Origin of the sequence: Streptomyces sp. NPDC051172 (genome assembly GCF_040682555.1) — a bacterium.
GTDB lineage: Bacteria > Actinomycetota > Actinomycetes > Streptomycetales > Streptomycetaceae > Streptomyces.
Window position 1 is genome coordinate 1 of record NZ_JBFBBE010000111.1, and the last position, 16,584, is coordinate 16,584.

At 68.2% G+C, this 16,584-nt stretch carries 10 protein-coding genes and 4 pseudogenes; 8 read left to right on the forward strand and 6 right to left on the reverse strand.

Features of this window, described 5'->3' with window-relative positions:
- The first annotated feature begins 617 nt into the window (after nt 1-617).
- The 5 genes from AB0N07_RS40380 to AB0N07_RS40400 all read left to right on the forward strand — a co-directional run bounded on the left by AB0N07_RS40380 (nt 618) and on the right by AB0N07_RS40400 (nt 7,550).
- Nucleotides 618-1,145 carry a transposase gene (locus AB0N07_RS40380; RefSeq protein WP_365844069.1) on the forward strand — a complete coding sequence of 176 codons (528 nt, stop codon included), beginning with the start codon at nt 618-620 and terminating at the stop codon, nt 1,143-1,145.
- Nucleotides 1,146-1,762: 617 nt separating this feature from the next.
- Nucleotides 1,763-2,539, forward strand: coding sequence for a hypothetical protein (locus AB0N07_RS40385; protein WP_365844071.1), 777 nt, complete (start codon nt 1,763-1,765; stop codon nt 2,537-2,539).
- Between the two features lie 10 nt (nt 2,540-2,549).
- Nucleotides 2,550-3,863, forward strand: a complete 1,314-nt coding sequence (locus AB0N07_RS40390; RefSeq protein WP_365844073.1) for an IS110 family transposase — start codon at nt 2,550-2,552, stop codon at nt 3,861-3,863.
- Nucleotides 3,864-3,998: 135 nt separating this feature from the next.
- A complete protein-coding gene (locus tag AB0N07_RS40395) occupies nt 3,999-5,723 on the forward strand; it encodes a hypothetical protein (protein ID WP_365844075.1) in 1,725 nt (574 codons plus the stop codon).
- Nucleotides 5,724-5,966: 243 nt separating this feature from the next.
- Entirely contained in the window at nt 5,967-7,550 is a 1,584-nt protein-coding gene (locus tag AB0N07_RS40400) for an ATP-binding protein (RefSeq protein WP_365844077.1), read from the forward strand.
- Between the two features lie 604 nt (nt 7,551-8,154).
- Here the strand turns inward: AB0N07_RS40400 and AB0N07_RS40405 are convergent.
- A pseudogene (locus tag AB0N07_RS40405) lies at nt 8,155-8,613 on the reverse strand (transposase); the annotation flags it as partial.
- A gap of 892 nt (nt 8,614-9,505) precedes the next feature.
- Nucleotides 9,506-9,763: pseudogene (locus AB0N07_RS40410) on the reverse strand (ISAzo13 family transposase); the annotation flags it as partial.
- A gap of 579 nt (nt 9,764-10,342) precedes the next feature.
- On the opposite strand from AB0N07_RS40410, the gene ltrA reads away from it, so the two are divergent.
- Nucleotides 10,343-11,605 carry a group II intron reverse transcriptase/maturase gene (gene ltrA / locus AB0N07_RS40415; protein ID WP_365844079.1) on the forward strand — a complete coding sequence of 421 codons (1,263 nt, stop codon included), beginning with the start codon at nt 10,343-10,345 and terminating at the stop codon, nt 11,603-11,605.
- Between the two features lie 86 nt (nt 11,606-11,691).
- Here ltrA and AB0N07_RS40420 read toward each other — a convergent pair.
- From AB0N07_RS40420 to AB0N07_RS40430, 3 genes and pseudogenes are all read right to left on the reverse strand, one after another.
- Nucleotides 11,692-12,660, reverse strand: a pseudogene (locus AB0N07_RS40420) (ISAzo13 family transposase); the annotation flags it as partial.
- 55 nt (nt 12,661-12,715) lie between these two features.
- Nucleotides 12,716-13,378, reverse strand: a pseudogene (locus AB0N07_RS40425) (transposase); the annotation flags it as partial.
- A 142-nt stretch (nt 13,379-13,520) separates the two neighbouring features.
- Nucleotides 13,521-13,958 (reverse strand): AraC family transcriptional regulator, encoded by a 438-nt coding sequence (locus tag AB0N07_RS40430; protein ID WP_365844081.1) that lies wholly within the window; start codon nt 13,956-13,958, stop codon nt 13,521-13,523.
- A gap of 1,501 nt (nt 13,959-15,459) precedes the next feature.
- Between AB0N07_RS40430 and AB0N07_RS40435 the strand changes: the two genes are divergently transcribed.
- Entirely contained in the window at nt 15,460-15,669 is a 210-nt protein-coding gene (locus AB0N07_RS40435) for a hypothetical protein (RefSeq protein ID WP_365844083.1), read from the forward strand.
- A 33-nt stretch (nt 15,670-15,702) separates the two neighbouring features.
- On the opposite strand, the gene AB0N07_RS40440 is transcribed toward AB0N07_RS40435, so the two are convergent.
- Nucleotides 15,703-15,852: a hypothetical protein gene (locus AB0N07_RS40440; RefSeq protein ID WP_365844085.1), complete on the reverse strand. Its 150-nt coding sequence runs from the start codon at nt 15,850-15,852 to the stop codon at nt 15,703-15,705.
- A gap of 67 nt (nt 15,853-15,919) precedes the next feature.
- Here AB0N07_RS40440 and AB0N07_RS40445 point away from each other — a divergent pair, with 67 nt between their 5' ends.
- Nucleotides 15,920-16,099 (forward strand): hypothetical protein, encoded by a 180-nt coding sequence (locus tag AB0N07_RS40445; protein WP_365844087.1) that lies wholly within the window; start codon nt 15,920-15,922, stop codon nt 16,097-16,099.
- Nucleotides 16,100-16,584: the final 485 nt, after the last annotated feature.

Consider the following 16,584-nt stretch of genomic DNA (forward strand, 5'->3'; position numbering starts at 1 on the left):
GAAGGACCTCGTCATGCCTTTCCATGCCTTGTCCGCGTTCGGAGTGCTGAGCATCGGCCCTCCCGGGCTCAATAGGGTCAGGCAGTGCAGTACACACAGGTACTGCTTCTCACGCGGTGTCTTCTCGTGCCTGACGCGGGAGGCATGAGGCAGGGTTTCGAATTTCCTGTTTGCGGGTCATCGGGCAGGTCGGGCGATGCCGCGTAGGTCGAGCAACCTGTTGAAGGGGTCTTGGCCGCCGAGGTCCGGGCTCTGGGCCTGAGCTGGGGGTGCCTCACGTCGAGCTGCGGCTGACGGCGAGCGGTCCCCGGGTGATCGAGGTCAACGGCCGGTCGCCGACGACTCGGGCCGTACCTTCGCACGACGCAGGGGGCTCCGGGACGGTCGGCGTGTCAGTGGTCGCCGCCATGCTCAGACCCTTCAGTTGGAGATCAGCGGCTTCGCTGTAGTTCCACGATCACTGCGTGCGGGTAACTACCGTTCATGAAGGAGGAGTTACTGGACATCTTGCCGGAGGTCACGGACCGGGCCGAGGAGTTCTCTGATCAGTTGGAGAATCTGCTGGTGGAGGTCGGCGGGGTCTTTCCGCGGGCGGATCTGCGGTTGCGGGCCGCGCGGTGCATCCGGGGCCTGCTCTCCCCGGTGTCGCGCAAGAACGGCTGGCAGCTGCCGGGTACGGCGGCGACGCCGAGCCGTGGGGGCAGCAGCATCTGCTGGACCGCTCACGTTGGGACGTTGATGAGCTGCGGGATTTCACCCGACGCTACGTCATCGACGGCCTGGACGACGGCGGGAGGGGCGCCGGGCCCGGCGGAGCGGGAGTGCTGGTGGTCGACGAGACCGGCTTCGCCAGGAAGGGCCGGACCTCGGTCGGGGTGGCCAGGCAGTACTCTGGCACGCTCGGCGGGGTCTTCCCATGCCAGATCGGGGTGATGGCCGCCTCGGCCACCGGCCGCGGGCAAGCGCTTGTCGACCGGGAGATCTACCTGCACAGGGAATGGGCCGGGGACCGGTCCCGCTGCCGCGCCGCGCATGTCCCCGACAGCGTCGGTTTCGCCACCAAGCCCCGCCTGGCCGAGCAGATGATCGCCCGAATCGTTCCCGATCTCCCCGAGGACCGGGTGTGGGTGGCCACTGCCCATTAGGTCTACGGACGCGACGGCTCCTTCCGCGCCTTCCTGGAGGAGAACCATCTGCCCTACGCGGTGAACGTGCAGGCCAACCACACGGTACTGCCCCGTCCCGGCTGGCGGTACGCCGCGAGGCCGGTGGAGCGGCATGCCGCCGAGGACGACTGGGTCACCCTGCCGGCCGGCCCCTCCCAGCTCGACTCCCGCGTCTGGCAGTGGTGGGTAGGGCGTATCCCCGAGGCGGAGACCGGCGACGGGGCGTGGGTGCGGTGGTTCATCGCCCGACGGCGACCGGAGACACCCACTCAGCGTGACTACTACGTGGCCTGGGGTCAGCCCGGCGACCGTCCGTCGTGTCCTTCGTGCCGCAGGCCTGAGCCCGGCCCCTCGCCGAGCTTTGGTGCGCGGCGAGTGGACCGTGTTCCTCAAGGCCCAGGCGCACGGTCTGCTCGCCACCGACTTCTTCCACATCGACACCATCGGCCTGCAACGGCTGTACGCCCTGTTCGTCATGGAAGTACGCACCCGCACCGTGCACCTCCTCGGCGTCACCGCAGCCATTCTGAAGCGGTACGGGGTGAGGATCGTCGTTTCCGGCGCTGGCGGGCGCCGCTCGGCGTTAGCCTGCCTGGATGAACAGCGGTACGCCCCTGAGCCTTCCCCTCGAACCGTTCCTCGCCTGGGCGGAACACCGCGGCACCCCGCTCGATCCACGTGCGGCCGATGCCGTGACCGGGCTGCTCGCGCTGAGCACCGAGCACCGTAGGACCGGCCTGCCCGAGCCGACCGAGCACCTCGCCGAGGAGCTGTTGCACATCCTGCTGCCGCTGTACGCGGGTGCCGCACCGGCCGAGCTGCCGAGCTATGTGGACGTGCTGCTCGCGCTCGTCGACCACACCCGCGAGAAGGGCAGGCTGAACGCCAAGCGGCAGGCCCGCCTGGCGGCCCGGGTGCGGGAGCTGGCCGACGGCTTCACCGAGGCGATGACCGCTCCCGGACGCACCACGTGGCCACGGCTGTACGCCGGGCTGATGCGTGCCGAGGGCGTGGACACCGGGGACGCGGACGCCGTCTGCGGATGGCTGGAGTCGTTCGCCGCCCGTCCGTCGGCCGAACGCGCGGCGGCACTCGGTTTCTCGGCCCGCGCGACGGCGGGTGGCCCGGCGGCCTCGGGGGCCTGGAAACAGTCCACCATGTCCCTGACGGGACGCCTCGCCGGCGTGAAAATCGGAGTGCGGCTGGCCGTCGACGCCGGTAGTGCCTTGGGGGATCGATCCCGCGAAACAGTCTGGTGCCGGAGCTGGCTTGAGGGACCACGCACTGTTGCCACGAGCACGCCGTTCAGATTCTCGTCCGTCCCTTCCGCTCCACGGTCAGCCGCGCTCCGTGGCCGTCTCAGCGCGAGATGAGGTGAGATCGATGACGGATACAGAAACAAGCGAACATAGTGCCGAGTTGGTGGAGCGTGTCGCGGCGATCGACATCGCCAAGGCATCGGGCATGGTGTGTATGCGCCTGCCCCACCACAGCCGTTCCGACCGGCGTACTCAAGAGGTATGGAATGTCCCGGCCAGCACGATCGGCATCCTGGAACTGGGCGACCGCCTGGTGTGCCAGGGTGTCACCCGGGTCGTGATGGAAGCTACCGGCGCCTACTGGCGGCCGTTCTTCTTCCTTCTGGAGGCCCGTGGGCTCGAGTGCTGGCTGGTCAACGCGCGTGAGGTGAAGAACGTCCCGGGCCGACCCAAGACCGACAAGCTGGATGCTGTCTGGCTCGCCAAGCTCACCGAACGGGGCATGCTCAGGCCCTCGTTCGTGCCGCCCAAACCGGTGCGGCAGCTGCGGGACCTTACCCGGATGCGGGCCGTTCTGATCCGCGAGCGTAGCCGACATAAACAGCGGGTGGAGAAGATCCTTGAGGACGCCCACATCAAGCTGTCCTCGGTGGCCACCGACATCTTCGGCGTTTCAGGCCGGTCCATGATCGAAGCCCTGATTGCAGGGGAACGCGATCCCCGGGCACTGGCCGACATGGCCCGCGGTTGCATGGTCGTCAAGAAAGCGGCGCTGACCGAAGCCCTCACCGGCCACTTCGAGGACCACCACGCGTTCTTGTGCCGGACCCTGCTGGACACCATCGATCACCTGAGCGGCCAGATCGACGCTATGACCGCCCGGATCACCAGGGCCGTCGAGGAACTGCCATGCCCTGAGACCAGCGGTGGCGGCCGATCCGTCTCCGGGCCCGGCCTGGTGGCGAAGCTCGTCACCATCCCGGGCGTCGGGGAGCGGACCGCCCAGATGCTGCTGGCTGAACTCGGCCCGGACATGACTGTCTTTCCCAGCGCCGACCACCTCGTCTCATGGGCGAAGTTCGCACCCCGAACCGTCCAGTCCGGAGGTAAGAACACCGCCGGCCCCACCGGCAAGGGCAACCCGTGGATCAAGGGGGCCATCGGTGAGGCCGCATTATCCGCCTCCCGGTCCAACACCTTCCTCGGCGCCCGCTACAAGCGCATCGTCAAGCACCGCGGCCGCAAGAGAGCCCTGGTAGCCGTCGGCCACTCGCTCCTGGTCATCATCTGGCACCTGCTGAACGATCCCGAGATCCCGTACACCGATCTCGGCTTCGACCATCACCAGCATCTCGTCGACCCCACCCGGCGGACCCGCGACCTGGTTCGTCAGCTCAAGGCCCTCGGCCACGACGTCACCCTCAGCCCCGCAGCCTGACAGCCCAGCCCGCATCACAAGCTCAGGCCAACGAAGGCCTCAGCATGCCCTCCACCTGGGGAATTTTCCGTTCAGGCACTGGCGGGAGAGCGCACCCGCCGGGCCCGCTCCGAGTTCGCCGCCCGGCTGCACCTCGTGGCCCTGGACGAGCGTGACCGGTCCCACCCCGGCCAGGGCCCGCTGCTCCCGGGCGCCCCGCTGGGGGCGCCGGACGGGACGGACCGGGAGGAGGACTGGTACGAGACGCAGGCGGCGGTGGTCTCGGACCGGTGGACGGCTGCCGGGCTCGACGCCCTGCTGCGCGGACCGTTCGCCCACGTGGCCCCCGGCGGCCGGCACACCGCGCCGCTGCTCGGCGTGGCAGCCTCCCTCGCCCAGGAGCACCTGGAGTGCTTCGGTCCCGATTCCGACCCGCTGGCCCCGGTCCCGCTGCCGGAGTCCCTCGATGCGCTGGCCGGCGCGCTGCGCGCGGCACCGCTCGTACAGTCGCTCACGGCAGCCCTGGACCGCCCGGAAACAGCCGACGAACCGCTCGTCCGGCTCGCGCTGGCCGTCGGCCTGCTGCTGGAGTCCCCCGACACGCCGGGCGGTGCGCTCATCGAGGGACCGGCCGCCGTCGTCCTGCGCGAAGGGGCCCCGGGGGAACTGGCCGGACTCGGCCTTGATCTCCTCGGCTCCCTCCTGGCTCAGCTGGCCGAGGATGAGGAGACCGCCGAGGAGTACCGCGGCGAGCATCTCTCCAAGCTCTACTTCCTCTATCAGGAGGCGGGGACCGCGCAGTCGGTGGCCCGCCAGGCCGCGCTGCAGGACGCGTGGATCGTCCCGCCTTCGTACGTCCCCGTCACCGCTGTCCGTACCCCGGCCTCGGGCCCGTACGAACTCCCGGACCCCGAGACCCTCTCCGCGCTCACCGGGCTGCCTGGCCTGACCGAGGACGACCGCGCCGAACTGAGGCCCGGCGCCGCCGTCCTGGCTCGCGTCATCGACCGGCTGGCCGGCCTCGGCGTCACCGAGCGCACCGGCGACACCTTCACCCTCACCCCGCTCGGCCACGCCCTGCTCCGCGAGGGCCTGCTCCTCGGCACCGCGAACCTGCCGGACGTCGACCCCGACACCTTCCCGACCGAGGAAGCGGTACGGGCCTGGGACGGGGGCCGGCTGGTGGCCGCCGCCCAGTGGTGGCCGTCAGGTGCGGCCCGCAAGACGCTCGGCGACTGGCTGTCCGGTCGCGGCGCCGACGGCTGGTCCGAGCTCCTCGCCGCGCTCGCCGACACCCCCGCCGGGCAGGACGCGGCCCGTCGGCGTGCCCTGCTCGGCCTGCTCGACGCGGCGGCCGCCCCGGTGCCGGCCTGGGAGACCCTGCTCGACGGCCCCGCACTGGGAGAACACGCCGCGCACACCCTGCGCGCTCTCGGCCACCGGGCCGACTCCGCCCGGGTACCCGAGGCCGCCCGCGCGACGTACCTGGCCGACCGGTTCGAGGAGATCCGTCTGACCGCCGCCCTCGCCCATCGCATGGCCGAGGGCCCCGACACGGCGGATGGTGGCGAAGGCGAGGTAACGGAGCCTTACCACGCGCTGTACGCCGCTTTCGACGAGGCCGCGGCCGGGTGGCCCGGAGGCGGCCAAGCCCTGGTCACAGCTCTGGCCGTGGCCGATCCGTACGAGGTACCGCCGGTCCTTGAGCAACTGTCCCGTCATCCGGACACGGCGGTGGCCGAGGAGGCGCGGCGTGCTCTGCGTGCCCTCCGGGCCGAGGCGCACGCCAGGCCCACCGGCAGGGCGAAGGGCGCGGAGACGGCCTCGCGAGGCAGGCCGCAGGCCGGGAAACGGTCGAAGAAGAAGCGTAAGAGGCACTGATTCCGCACGGTCGGCGGACCTGTTCGCAGGAGCCGGACAGGCCTGGACTCTGATGCGCACCGCGGATTTCATCTCCACACCACACGCGTGGGGCGGTGGGCAACGCCCCGTACCGCGTCAACGAGTCCGGAACACGGAAACAGTCTGTGGATTCTCGACGGCTCCGCTGTGGCAGAGCTCCGGCGTTAGCCGGCTTCCACTCGCCCAGCTCCGTTGTCGGTGCTGTCGGATAGCGTTTGTGTCGTGCGCTACTTCAACACGGCAGGGCCGTGCATCCCCGAACGGCACTACATGCTGCCGGCCCAGGAGCGGTTGCCGCAGGCCCGCGAGATTGTGGATGAGGGCCAGTACTTCGTGGTGCACGCGCCCCGGCAGACCGGCAAGACCACGGCGCTGGCGGCGATGGCCCAGGACCTGACGGCCTCGGGACAGTATGCGGCATTGCGTTTCTCCTGCGAGAGCGCCGAACCCGCCGGGGAAGACGTCGGCTGGGCGGAGGAGCTGATCCTGGAGGCGATCCGGCGGTCGACGGAGGCCGCCTGGTATCCCGACGAGCTCGCGCCCCCCGCCCCCTGGCCCGACGCGGTGCCCGGGGCCCGGCTTGCGCGGGGGCTGACGGAGTGGGTGCGGAGCTGCTCGCGTCCGCTGGTGCTGTTCTTCGACGAGATCGATGCGCTGCGGGGGGAGAGTCTGCGCAGTGTGCTGCGCCAGTTGCGGGATGGTTACACCGCCGTGCGGGAGCAGTTCCCGCACTCGGTGGTGTTGTGCGGGCTGCGGGACGTGCGCGACTACAAGGCGGCCTCGGGCGGGGATCCGAGCAGGCTGGGGACGTCGAGTCCGTTCAATATCAAGGTCGCTTCGCTGCGGTTGGGTGACTTCACCGAGCCCGAGGTCGTCGAGTTGTACGGGCAGCACACCACGCAGACGGGGCAGGAGTTCACCCCGGACGCGGTCCAGCGTGCTTTCTGGTGTACCCAGGGCCAGCCCTGGCTGGTCAATGCCCTGGCTTATGAGATCACCAGGCGGATGCGGATCCCGCAGTCCGAGCCGGTCACGGCGGAGCATGTGGACGAGGCGAAGGAGCGATTGATCCTGGCGCGTGCGACGCATCTGGACTCGCTGGCCGCCAGGTTGGGGGAGGACCGGGTGCGGCGGGTGATCGAGCCGCTGATCGCCGGCGAGCTGCCGCAGGAGGCGAGCACCTACGACGACGATCTGGGCTACGTTCGTGACCTGGGGCTGATCGCCGCGGATTCGCCGGTGCGGGTGGCCAACCCGATCTACAAGGAGGTGATCGTTCGGGTCCTGGGCGTCAGGACGGAATCGGTCATCACCGCCATCCCGAGTAGTTTCCGGTTGCCGGACGGCCGGATCGACATGGACAAGCTGTTGCGTTCGTTCGCGGAGTTCTGGCGGGAGAACGGGGAGATCCTGGCCACCAGCTCGACGTATCCGGAGGCGGCGGCGCAGCTGGTGATGATGGCGTATCTGCACCGGATCGTGAACGGGGCGGGTTTCATCGACCGGGAGTACGGGGTCGGCCGGCGCCGGGTCGACCTGCTGATCCGTCAGCCCTACGCCGCTGCCGATGGTTCGAGGGCCGTGCAGCGTGAGGCGCTGGAGCTGAAGGTGTGGCGCCAGGGCCGTGCCGATCCCCTGGTGGAGGGGCTGGCGCAGCTGGACGACTACCTGGACCGCATGGAGCTGTCCACGGGCACCCTCGTCGTCTTCGACACCCGTCCCCAGGCAGCCCCGGTCCACGAGCGCACCGTCTTCTCGCAGCAGACCACGCCGTCCGGGCGCGCCGTCACCCTGCTGCGCGCTTGACGTCGGGGCAGGGGCCTGGGCGTCCACTTCGCCGCTGTCGCCGAGACCTACAAGTGATCACGCTTGTACCGGCGTCCCGCTGGTGCAAACCACGGCGGTTCACGCTTCCCGTTGGATCACCCGGCCGCCGTCCTTCGTCCACGTCTGCAGCTGCTCCCGCTCGCCGCCGGTCTCCGCCCACAGGGTGATCGTCACCCCAGTCACGCTGCCGTGGGCCGTTGCCGCACGCGCCGCCTTTCCCCGCATCATCAGAGCAGGTTCGAAAGGTCCGCAGCCTGCAGTAAGCGGACCTCAACCGTGTGGACCGTTGATGTGTTCGGTTTCCGAGCTGCTGGTGAGCGTGTAGCACATGCTCTTTCCCTCGCCCTCTACATCGAGTTTGGCCGACGTGTGCGGTCGGAACTCGGCAGTTGGTGAACATGTGGTGATCGCAGTGGATGGGCCTGTTCATGCTGATTACGCAGGGGTGATGTTGCCTCGTAAACGAGCACACCAAGTCACTGATACGCACTCCACCGGGTCACCGCTCTTAAACGATTAGATGATGGATGTCGGCGGCGGGTGAATCGTTCGGCGGTCGTGCCCCTTGGAGTGGTGTAGGCGATCATTCGTCGGTGGCGGGCAGCAGGGTGGTCTTGTCCGGATAGAGGCTGTCCATGCTCTCGTTGGAGAGGTAGCGGCGGGGGAAGGCGATCCACTCGTCGTGCAGCTCGATCAGGACGGCGGTGGCGAGGCGTTCGACGGCGGCGTCGTTGGGGAAGACCTGGACGACGTCGGCCCGGCGTTTGACCTCGCGGTTTAAGCGCTCCAGCGGGTTGGTCGACTGGATCTTCTTCCAGTGCTGGTGGGGGAAGTCGGCGAAGGCGGTCAGCTCGTCCTTGGCGTTCAGGAGCATCTCCTTCACCTTGGGGAACCGCTTGCCGAAGGCGTCGGCGACGGTGTCGAGCTGGGTGCGGACCGAGACGGCATCGGGCTGGGCGAAGATCGTGCGGATGGTCGCGGCGGCCATCTCGGCGTGCTGCTTCGGGATCACCGAGAAGACATTACGGACGAAATGAAGCCGTCAAGAATCAACCTGTCGGTGTGTCGTCTTCGCTGTGTGCGACGGCAAGGAGATCGGCGGCGGTCCGGTAGCGGGTGGTGGCCGGTGGCGGGAGGTGCCCACCTTCGATGAGCAGGGGCTGGACCTCACGGACGACGTTGCCGATCAAGGACCGGCTCACGTCGCCCAGCGCGTCGGCGAGGACGTCCAGGGTGCAGAGCTTCCGCAGGTAGAGGACGGCGAGGATGACGCGTTCTTTGTCGCCGATCTTCTGGGGGAAGACGCCGCCGCGGCTGCCCGGCCGGCGGTCGGCGCCCCGGCGTCGATAGGAGGCGCGTTCGATCTGGGCAGCCTGGCGTGGGGCGAGGCGCCGGGCGAGTGTGTCGAGGTCCTCGCGGGACATGCCGGTCAGGCACGGACGGGACAGGATCTCCATGATCTGAGTGCGCGGCGGAGTCGCTGCCGTGTCGAGGAAGGCCAGCAGCTCGGCGCCGGTGGTGAAGCGCGTGGGGGCGTATCCAGGATGGTGGCCGTGGTCCTCCAGGACGCGCCGGGTCTCGGCGACGAGGTGGCCGATGCAGTTGGGGGTGACCTCCAGCATGTCGCCCAGCAGCTTCATCGAGCAGACCTGCCGCTGGTAAAGGAGAGTGAGCATCACCCGGGCCGCGTCGTCGAACACCGGCTTGCTGCCGCGTAGTTTGCCGGTGGCCCGACGGGCGCGTCCGCCGCGCTGTTGGCTGTAGCGTTCTTGAGCCCGCGCGGCCTGGAGTGGGGCCAACTCGGCGCACAAGTCGGCGAGTTGTGTGTTGCCAAGTCCTGTCAGTCGCGGGTCGGCCAGACGGGCCAGGAGTGAGTGGCGCCGGTCGGCGACGCCGTGCGCCTCACCGACAGCGGGCTGGGCCCGCGCCGAGGCAGGTTCGGGCAGCAGGGTGTAGTTCCACTGGCCGTGCACCTCGTGCTTGACCAGAGGCAGGGCGGCGAAGCGGTCCTTGCTGATCGCGATGCCGGTGGGGTAGTCGCCGCGGTCCAGGCGGGCCTCGACACGCAGTCCCGTCTGGGTCCGGGTGGCGGCGATCGTCTCGATGACGACATCGTGGCTGGTCAGGGGGCGACCACGCCAGTTGTGGGTGATGTGGGAGAACAGCCGGTGCTCGATCTTGTTCCAGTGTGTCCTGAATGCAGAGGGGAATTCGATGTAGGACGAGCTTCTTGAAGCAGTGCTGCGTGACCGATGAAGGATTGGCCCTTCGAAGTCGCCCTGCGGGGGGAGGCTTCAAACCGCCTCATGCCGCGTTAGCCGAAGACTGTCGTGGTGAGCGATGAGGAAAAGGCGTCCAAGAGGCGTCAGGTGGGGATCAGGAAGACGAACGCAAGTGAATCGTTGCTGACGTGTCGAAAAGATTCCGACGACATCAAAACCGGGAAGCTTGGAACCGTCCCGGGATAAGCCTGGCGGGAGCCCGCCGACTGGCCAGGCGGTGTCCGGCATGGAGACGACGTGAATCTGATCTGCCGCGGTCATGTGGAACAGGAGAAGGCGCGCACCGATACAGCCCCGTCCCGGTAGGGGCGGGCGAGAGGGAGCACCCCGAGCGGTTGTGCCGTGAAGGGGCCGAGTACCGACGCGGGACGCGCCGGCGGACCGGCTCGTAGTAGTGGAGAAGCCCCTGTAACGGGGGTGGAGCGAAGGGGCCGGGTCGTCCGTGACTGTGTTGATCGCATCAACCGGACGGTGTCCGGGAGGAGTTCGGTGAGCCAGTTGAAGTCACAGGCCAAGCCGTTTGAGATTTCTAAGTGGGAAGTCAAGGAAGCATGGGAGGAAGTCAGGGCTAACAAGGGAGCGCCGGGAGTGGACGGGCAGAGCATCGCCGACTTCGAGAAGGACCTGAAGAACAACCTTTATAGGGTCTGGAACCGGATGTCGTCGGGCTCCTACTTTCCTCTGCCGGTGCGTGCGGTGGCCATTCCTAAGCCGCATGGCGGCGGTGAGAGAATCCTCGGGATTCCTGCTGTGTTTGATCGTGTGGCTCAGACCGTAGTGGCCCGGCATCTGGTGCGGCGGGTGGATCCTGTATTCCATCCGGACAGCTTTGGATACCGGCCCGGACGGTCCGCCTTGGATGCCGTGGAGAAGTGTCGGGAACGCAGCTGGAAACGGGACTGGGTAGTCGAGTTCGACATCTCCCAGTTCTTCGACAGTGTGCCCTGGGACCTCGTGGTCAAGGCGGTGGAAGCGCACACCGACGCCGTTTGGGTGAAGTTGTATGTGCGGCGGTGGCTTGCTGCCCCGCTCAGGATGCCCGACGGCACCCTGCTGGAACGGGAGTGCGGGACGCCACAAGGAGCCCCGGTTTCTCCCGTCTTGGCGAACCTGTTCCTGCACTACGCGTTCGACCTCTGGATGGCCCGGGAGTTCCCTGCTGTCTCGTTCGAACGCTATGCGGACGATGCGGTCGTGCACTGCGTCACCGAGCGTCAGGCCCGTCAGGTGCTGGCCGCGCTCTCGGACAGGATGGCCGAGGTCGGGCTGCGTCTGCACCCGGCCAAGACTCGGATCGTCTACTGCCAGGACGGGTTGCGGCGCGGCTCTTACGAGCACACGTCGTTCACGTTCCTGGGGTTCACGTTCCAGCAGCGCCAAGTGCGGGACAAGAACGGCCGTATCAGATGGTCGTTCCGCCCCGCGGTCAGCAGGGACGCCCTCAAACGGCTCGGCGAGGAGGTCCGCTCCTGGCGGCTTCACCGGCGGGTCAACCTCACCGTGGAAGAACTCGCGCAGCGGATCAATCCGATCGTCGCGGGCTGGATGCAGTACTACGGCCGGTTCTACCGATCGGCCCTGTATCCGCTCCTGATGCGCATCAACGCCTACCTGGTGCGCTGGCTTCGCAACAAGTACCGACGGTTTCGCGCGATGAGGAAGGCCATCGCGGCCTTCCAAAGGGCAGCCAAACGCCGCCCGGGGATGTTCGCGCAGTGGAGATGGGTCAGTTCCCCCTCCTTGGCCTGGTGATCAGGACGACAAGAGCCGTATGACGAGAGATCGTCACGTACGGATCTGTGGGAGCCGGAGGGTGCGAATCCCTCCGGCTACCCGACCTTCGAAGTGCCCGGCGGGAAGTGGCAGACCGTGATCGCCAGGCCGGTCTCGGCGGCCAGCGCGGCCAGCTCGCTCTTCCAGACCCGGTAGCGGTAGCCGTTGGAGCCGCCGGCGTCCGCGGTGATCAGCAGCCGGGTGGCCTGCGGATGGTCGTCGTGCCCGCGAGCCTTCCACCAGCGGCGGATCGACTCGACGGCGAAGGTGGAGGTGTCGTGGTCGACCCCGACGTTGACCCAGCCGGTGTTGTGGGCGATGTCGTAGATCCCGTACGGAATCGCCTGCTCGACGTCCGGACCGCTGAAGAAGAAGTGATGGTCCTCGACCCGCACCGGGTCGCCCTTCGGACGCCACTCGCGTCCGGCCATGGGCAGGCGTCCGATCTGCTCGCGCTTCTTGGTGTCCACGCTGATCACCGGCTCGCCCGCCGCCTGGTGCTGCTTGACCTGCTCGTTGAGATAGCGGAACTGGGCGTCGCGGTCGGGGTGTTGGGTGCCTTCGAGAGTCTTGGCATTGCCCTGCAGGCTGAAGCCGGCCTGCTTGAGCAGCCGTCCCACCGTCGGCGCGGAGACCGGATGCCCCTGCCTGGTCAGTTCCCCGGCCAGGTGGCGCAGCGACTTCGTCGTCCAGCGCAGCGGGGATTCCGGATCACCGCGCTCTTCAGGCTCGACCAAGGCCATCAGCGCCTTCACCAGGCCAGAGTCGATCTCCTCGACCGGTTTACGACCTCCGCCGTCGGCACGGATGCGCCCGCCGGGCAGCGGCCCGACACCGGACTCCAGTTCTACGATCCCCCGGCGCACGGTGGTCTCGCTCACGGCCGCAGCCCGTGCGGCAGCGCGTACCCCGCCGTGTCCGAGCAGCCTCGCCTCGGCCGCCACGGCCAAGCGCCGCTGCCTTTCGTTCAGATGAGGCAGCAACACCGCGAAACGGCAGCCGAGTTGGGACAGCATCTCCTCCGTGATCGCCATACCAGGCCAACGAGTCGCTGATCGCGAAGCAACAGGTTGATTCTTTACGGCTTCAATGAACGCGGCAGCGCTGGTGTGCGGCTCCGATCATGACCTTGCCGATGGCGGCGACCAGGCCGAGGTGCTGGTCGGAGATGACGAGGCGGACCCCGTTCAGGCCGCGTTTGCGCAGGTCACGCAGGAAGGTGGTCCAGAAGGTCTCGTTCTCGCTGTCACCGACCATGAGGCCGAGGACTTCGCGGCCGCCGTCCTCGGTGACGCCGGTGGCGATGACGACGGCGCTTTCGTCGAGTTCGCCGCAGATCCGGGAGACCTCGCTCTTGGAGACGCCGGTGTCCGAGCCGAGGGCCTTGACCAGGTCGTCGACGCTGCGGGTGGACACGCCATGGACGTATGCCTCGATGATGACGGCGTAGAGGGCCTGGTCCACGCGGCGCCGGCGTTCCAGCAGGCTGGGGAAGAAGGTGCCGGCGCGGAGCTTGGGGATCGCGAGTTCCAGGTCGCCGGCCTGGGTGGTCAGGGTCCGTTCGCGGTGGCCGTTGCGGTAGGCGGTGCGGGTCTCGGTGTGCTCGCCCCATGCGGCACCGATGTGCTGTGTCGCCTCGGCTTCTATCAGTTCTTGCAGGACTCGTTCGGCCGCGGCCCGGACGATCTCCAGTCCGTCCGCCGAGCGTAGTGACTCCAGAAGGCGGAGCAGGTCATCATGAGCCAGGGCCATCGTGCACCTCCCGGTCGGATTCACCGTTCACCGCGGAGAGTTGCACGGTGGCCCGTCCTCGTTCAGGGCGCACGAGCGGTCCACCAGGGGCAACGCGGTGGCGAGCCGGGGGCGCACATCAGCCAAGAACGGCTACACCACTTCAAGGGACGCCATCCGTTCGGCCGTCGCCGACAGATGGAAGCCTCGTAAACGAACGGGATCGCACCCCGGAGCTCTGGTTCGGATGGCCGTAGAGGTCCTGATTTTCCGCATCGACGCACCTCGTCCGGAGTGGCCCTCGGGAGCGGGATGGCCGTCGTTCGCGGCTTGCCGGCTGTCTGTACAACGACCCGGGAGTCCGTCCGAAGGCGGCCCTGAACGCGCCGGCGAAGGCGCTGGGGGAGGAGAACCCGCAGGCCGCGGCCGCCTGCGTGACGGTCCGTCCCCTGGCGAGGAGCAGGACCGCCCGGTGCAGGCGGAGCTGTGTGCGCCAGGCCGTGCAGACCGTCCCCAGCTCGTCGCCGAACAGCCTGGACAGGGTCCGCTCGCTCGCGCCGGCCCTCCGGCCGAGTTCAGCCAGGCTCGGCGGGGCGGTCATGTCGGACTCCTGCACTCGGCGTGTCGGCGTCGCGTAGCCGCGCCGGCGTCCCTGTGGTGTCCCGGTCGTGTCTCCTGGGAGGCGCCACGCGACATCCCTGCACAGGTGAGTCCTCCGAAGGCTCTGTGTGCAACGCCGGTGCGGCCCTGCCGGGGCGCGCACGGGGCACCGTGGGGACGTGCGCAGTACTCCAAGAGGTACACCGGCATCAGTCGGTGTCTTATCGGTGTGTCAACGGCCATCAGGATGCCCAGGTGGGCGGCCGGGGCTTCTCCCGGCTCGTGGCCATCTGATGGCCATCAGCCGGGACTCAACTGGCCGCCCACCTGGAGCTTGGCATGGCCGCCGTCACGGTGTCCCCGTCGAGTCTCGTTCGTGTACTGATGAGTCACCTCGGAGACGCTCCCCTGGGCAGCCGGTTCCGCTCGTCCGCCTCACGCGCGGCGGCCGTGATGCTGGACCGCGGCGTCACTGGGCTGGGCAGTTCGCGGCATACATTCCGGCTGGATCGGCCGGCAGGGGAGTGAGGCAGCTCCGGGGGCTCCGAGGGCGCCGGCCCGTCGTCCGGCTCCCCCGGGGGCCGAAGCGCCCTCGGGGGAGGGTATCGGTATCCGTGCGCTGTGCGGCTGCGGTCTGGGGCATTGGTTCGCGGCCGCTGTGGGCTGGGCGCGGTGCCTGCCCGGCACCGGCTGCCGCCTTGCGATCCAGGCCTGCGCGGTGTGCGGCTATCGAAGCGGCGACGGCGCCCCCGGCCTGGATGGCCGGTGTGGGGATCGGACGGAGGGCGACAGCGGCCGCAGCTGCGGTCCGTGAGTTGCTGGGGCGCTCGGCGGGTATCGCAGGGGTGGGACGGGAAACGGTTCTTGACGAACGCGGTGTGTCGTCCCTGGGCGGAGGGCTGGAGCGTGGCTGCGGGGCCAGCCAGGCATGGGGCGGTGGTGCCGGGAGTGTTGCCATGCTTCCGCGATTCCGTCGCGCGGAGTCCCCGATGTGTATTTCTTTCCGAATGTCTTCGATGCGCTGTTCCACTAGCTTTGTGTTCATCTGTGGAATGATCGCCTGGAGTGGGGGGCCTGTCCCCGAGTGGTGGTCAGGATCACGGTCGGCCGGTGCAGGTTTGCTCCCCGTGTGCCGTGGAAGCGGCCACCTTCACGGAAGGCGTATCTGGTGGAGTCGTAGACCCGATGTGGCGGCGGTTGCACCCGTGGGGCGGGTTGTCTGGCCCCGGTCCCGCGAAGGTCGTCGGCCAGGGGCAGGAGCTGGTCCTTGAGGACTTGGCGCGCGAGCGGGTCCTCGACTGGCGCATCGCGCGGACGACGACCATGTCGTGTTCGATCACATCGACCGGCACGGCGAGGTGTCGGCCGCGCCTGTTCACCGGACACCTCGGAGCCCGAGTAGGGGTACCGTTGATCGCAGCCCGGTACCGCATCCCCCGTCGGTACCGGGGCCGTTTCCGCATCAGGACACCACCTACCTCGGCGCCCGCTACCACCGCCTGGTGCCCCGCCTCGGCAAGAAGAAAGCCCTCGTCGCTCTCGAACGCTCGATCCTCACCGCGGTCTGGCACATGCTCACCGGCAACGTCGCCTTCCACGACCTCGGCGGCGACTACTACGCCAAACACGACCCCGAACGCGCCATGCGCCGGATCACCCGCCAGGCCAACGCCCTCGGCTTCACCGTCCGCTTCGACCCCATCGAAGCTTGAACACGTCCCACCCGTCACCCCGGTGACCAGGGCTCATGCTTCATTTTCGGACCAGCGGTCCGTCGAAGGGGCGTTGGCTGTCTGCCCGGCGTGCTCGGCGATCCCTTCCAGGACTCGTGTGAGGAAGTCCTCGCGGAGCAGGCTGGCGACGTCGTTGGGAAGATCAAGGCCGAGCAGCTTCACGATCTGGTCGTAGCCGTCGCGTAGACGCTGCCCTTGCCGGAAAACTCATCCGTGCAGTTCAGGCCGTATGTCGGTACTCGTGGAGGGTGCCGCCGAGGTGGTCACGTCGTCGTATGCCGAGGTGGGTGAGCTGCTCCGAATCGGTGATCGGCCCGGGCAAGGCGTGCAGTGGTCGGGCGCCTGTGATGCCCTGGTCTGGCCGGTGGGAGTTGTAGTGCTGCTCGAACTCGCGCAGGGCGTGGAATAGATGGTGCTGGTTCCAGATCAGGGTGCGGTCAGCAGCTCGTGCCGGCAGGTCTGTACCCGGCGTACAGCCCGACTCGTCTGCCGCTACCTGCGGCTTTGCCTGGGAAAGGGCCTCTGACCTGCGTCGGAGGCCCTTTCCGGTCTTTCGGGGGCTTGCCGTGTTACGCGGCGGAAAGTCCCTCGGAAGTCCCTCAGACAGGGCTGAAAGTCCCTGAAAAGTCCCTGGCGCAGAGGCGGGGGGGGGCTCTGACCTGGGCCAGATCATGGTTCCGTCGATCTTGGTGTGGGTCTCTGCGATGGTGGCGTGAGGTGGGAGGCGGCGTCCGTTGCAGTATGGGCCCGAAGTGGCGGTTGCAGGCTCCCAGTTCCGGGTGAACGGCAGCAGCGTCTTGCCGTGCCCAGTAGCCTCGAGCCCATGACCGAAGAGACGATCATCGCGCTGAAGAACTACGACTGGCTCGTTCGGAACAAGGGGTGAATCGCCCC

Excerpts from the sequence above, each read along its gene's own strand:
- AB0N07_RS40385 (WP_365844071.1), top strand. The coding sequence starts at position 1,763 with ATGAACAGCGGTACGCCCCTGAGCCTTCCCCTCGAACCGTTCCTCGCC.
- AB0N07_RS40390 (WP_365844073.1), top strand. The coding sequence starts at position 2,550 with ATGACGGATACAGAAACAAGCGAACATAGTGCCGAGTTGGTGGAGCGT.
- AB0N07_RS40430 (WP_365844081.1), bottom strand. The coding sequence starts at position 13,958 with ATGACCGCCCCGCCGAGCCTGGCTGAACTCGGCCGGAGGGCCGGCGCG.
- AB0N07_RS40445 (WP_365844087.1), top strand. The coding sequence starts at position 15,920 with ATGTCGGTACTCGTGGAGGGTGCCGCCGAGGTGGTCACGTCGTCGTAT.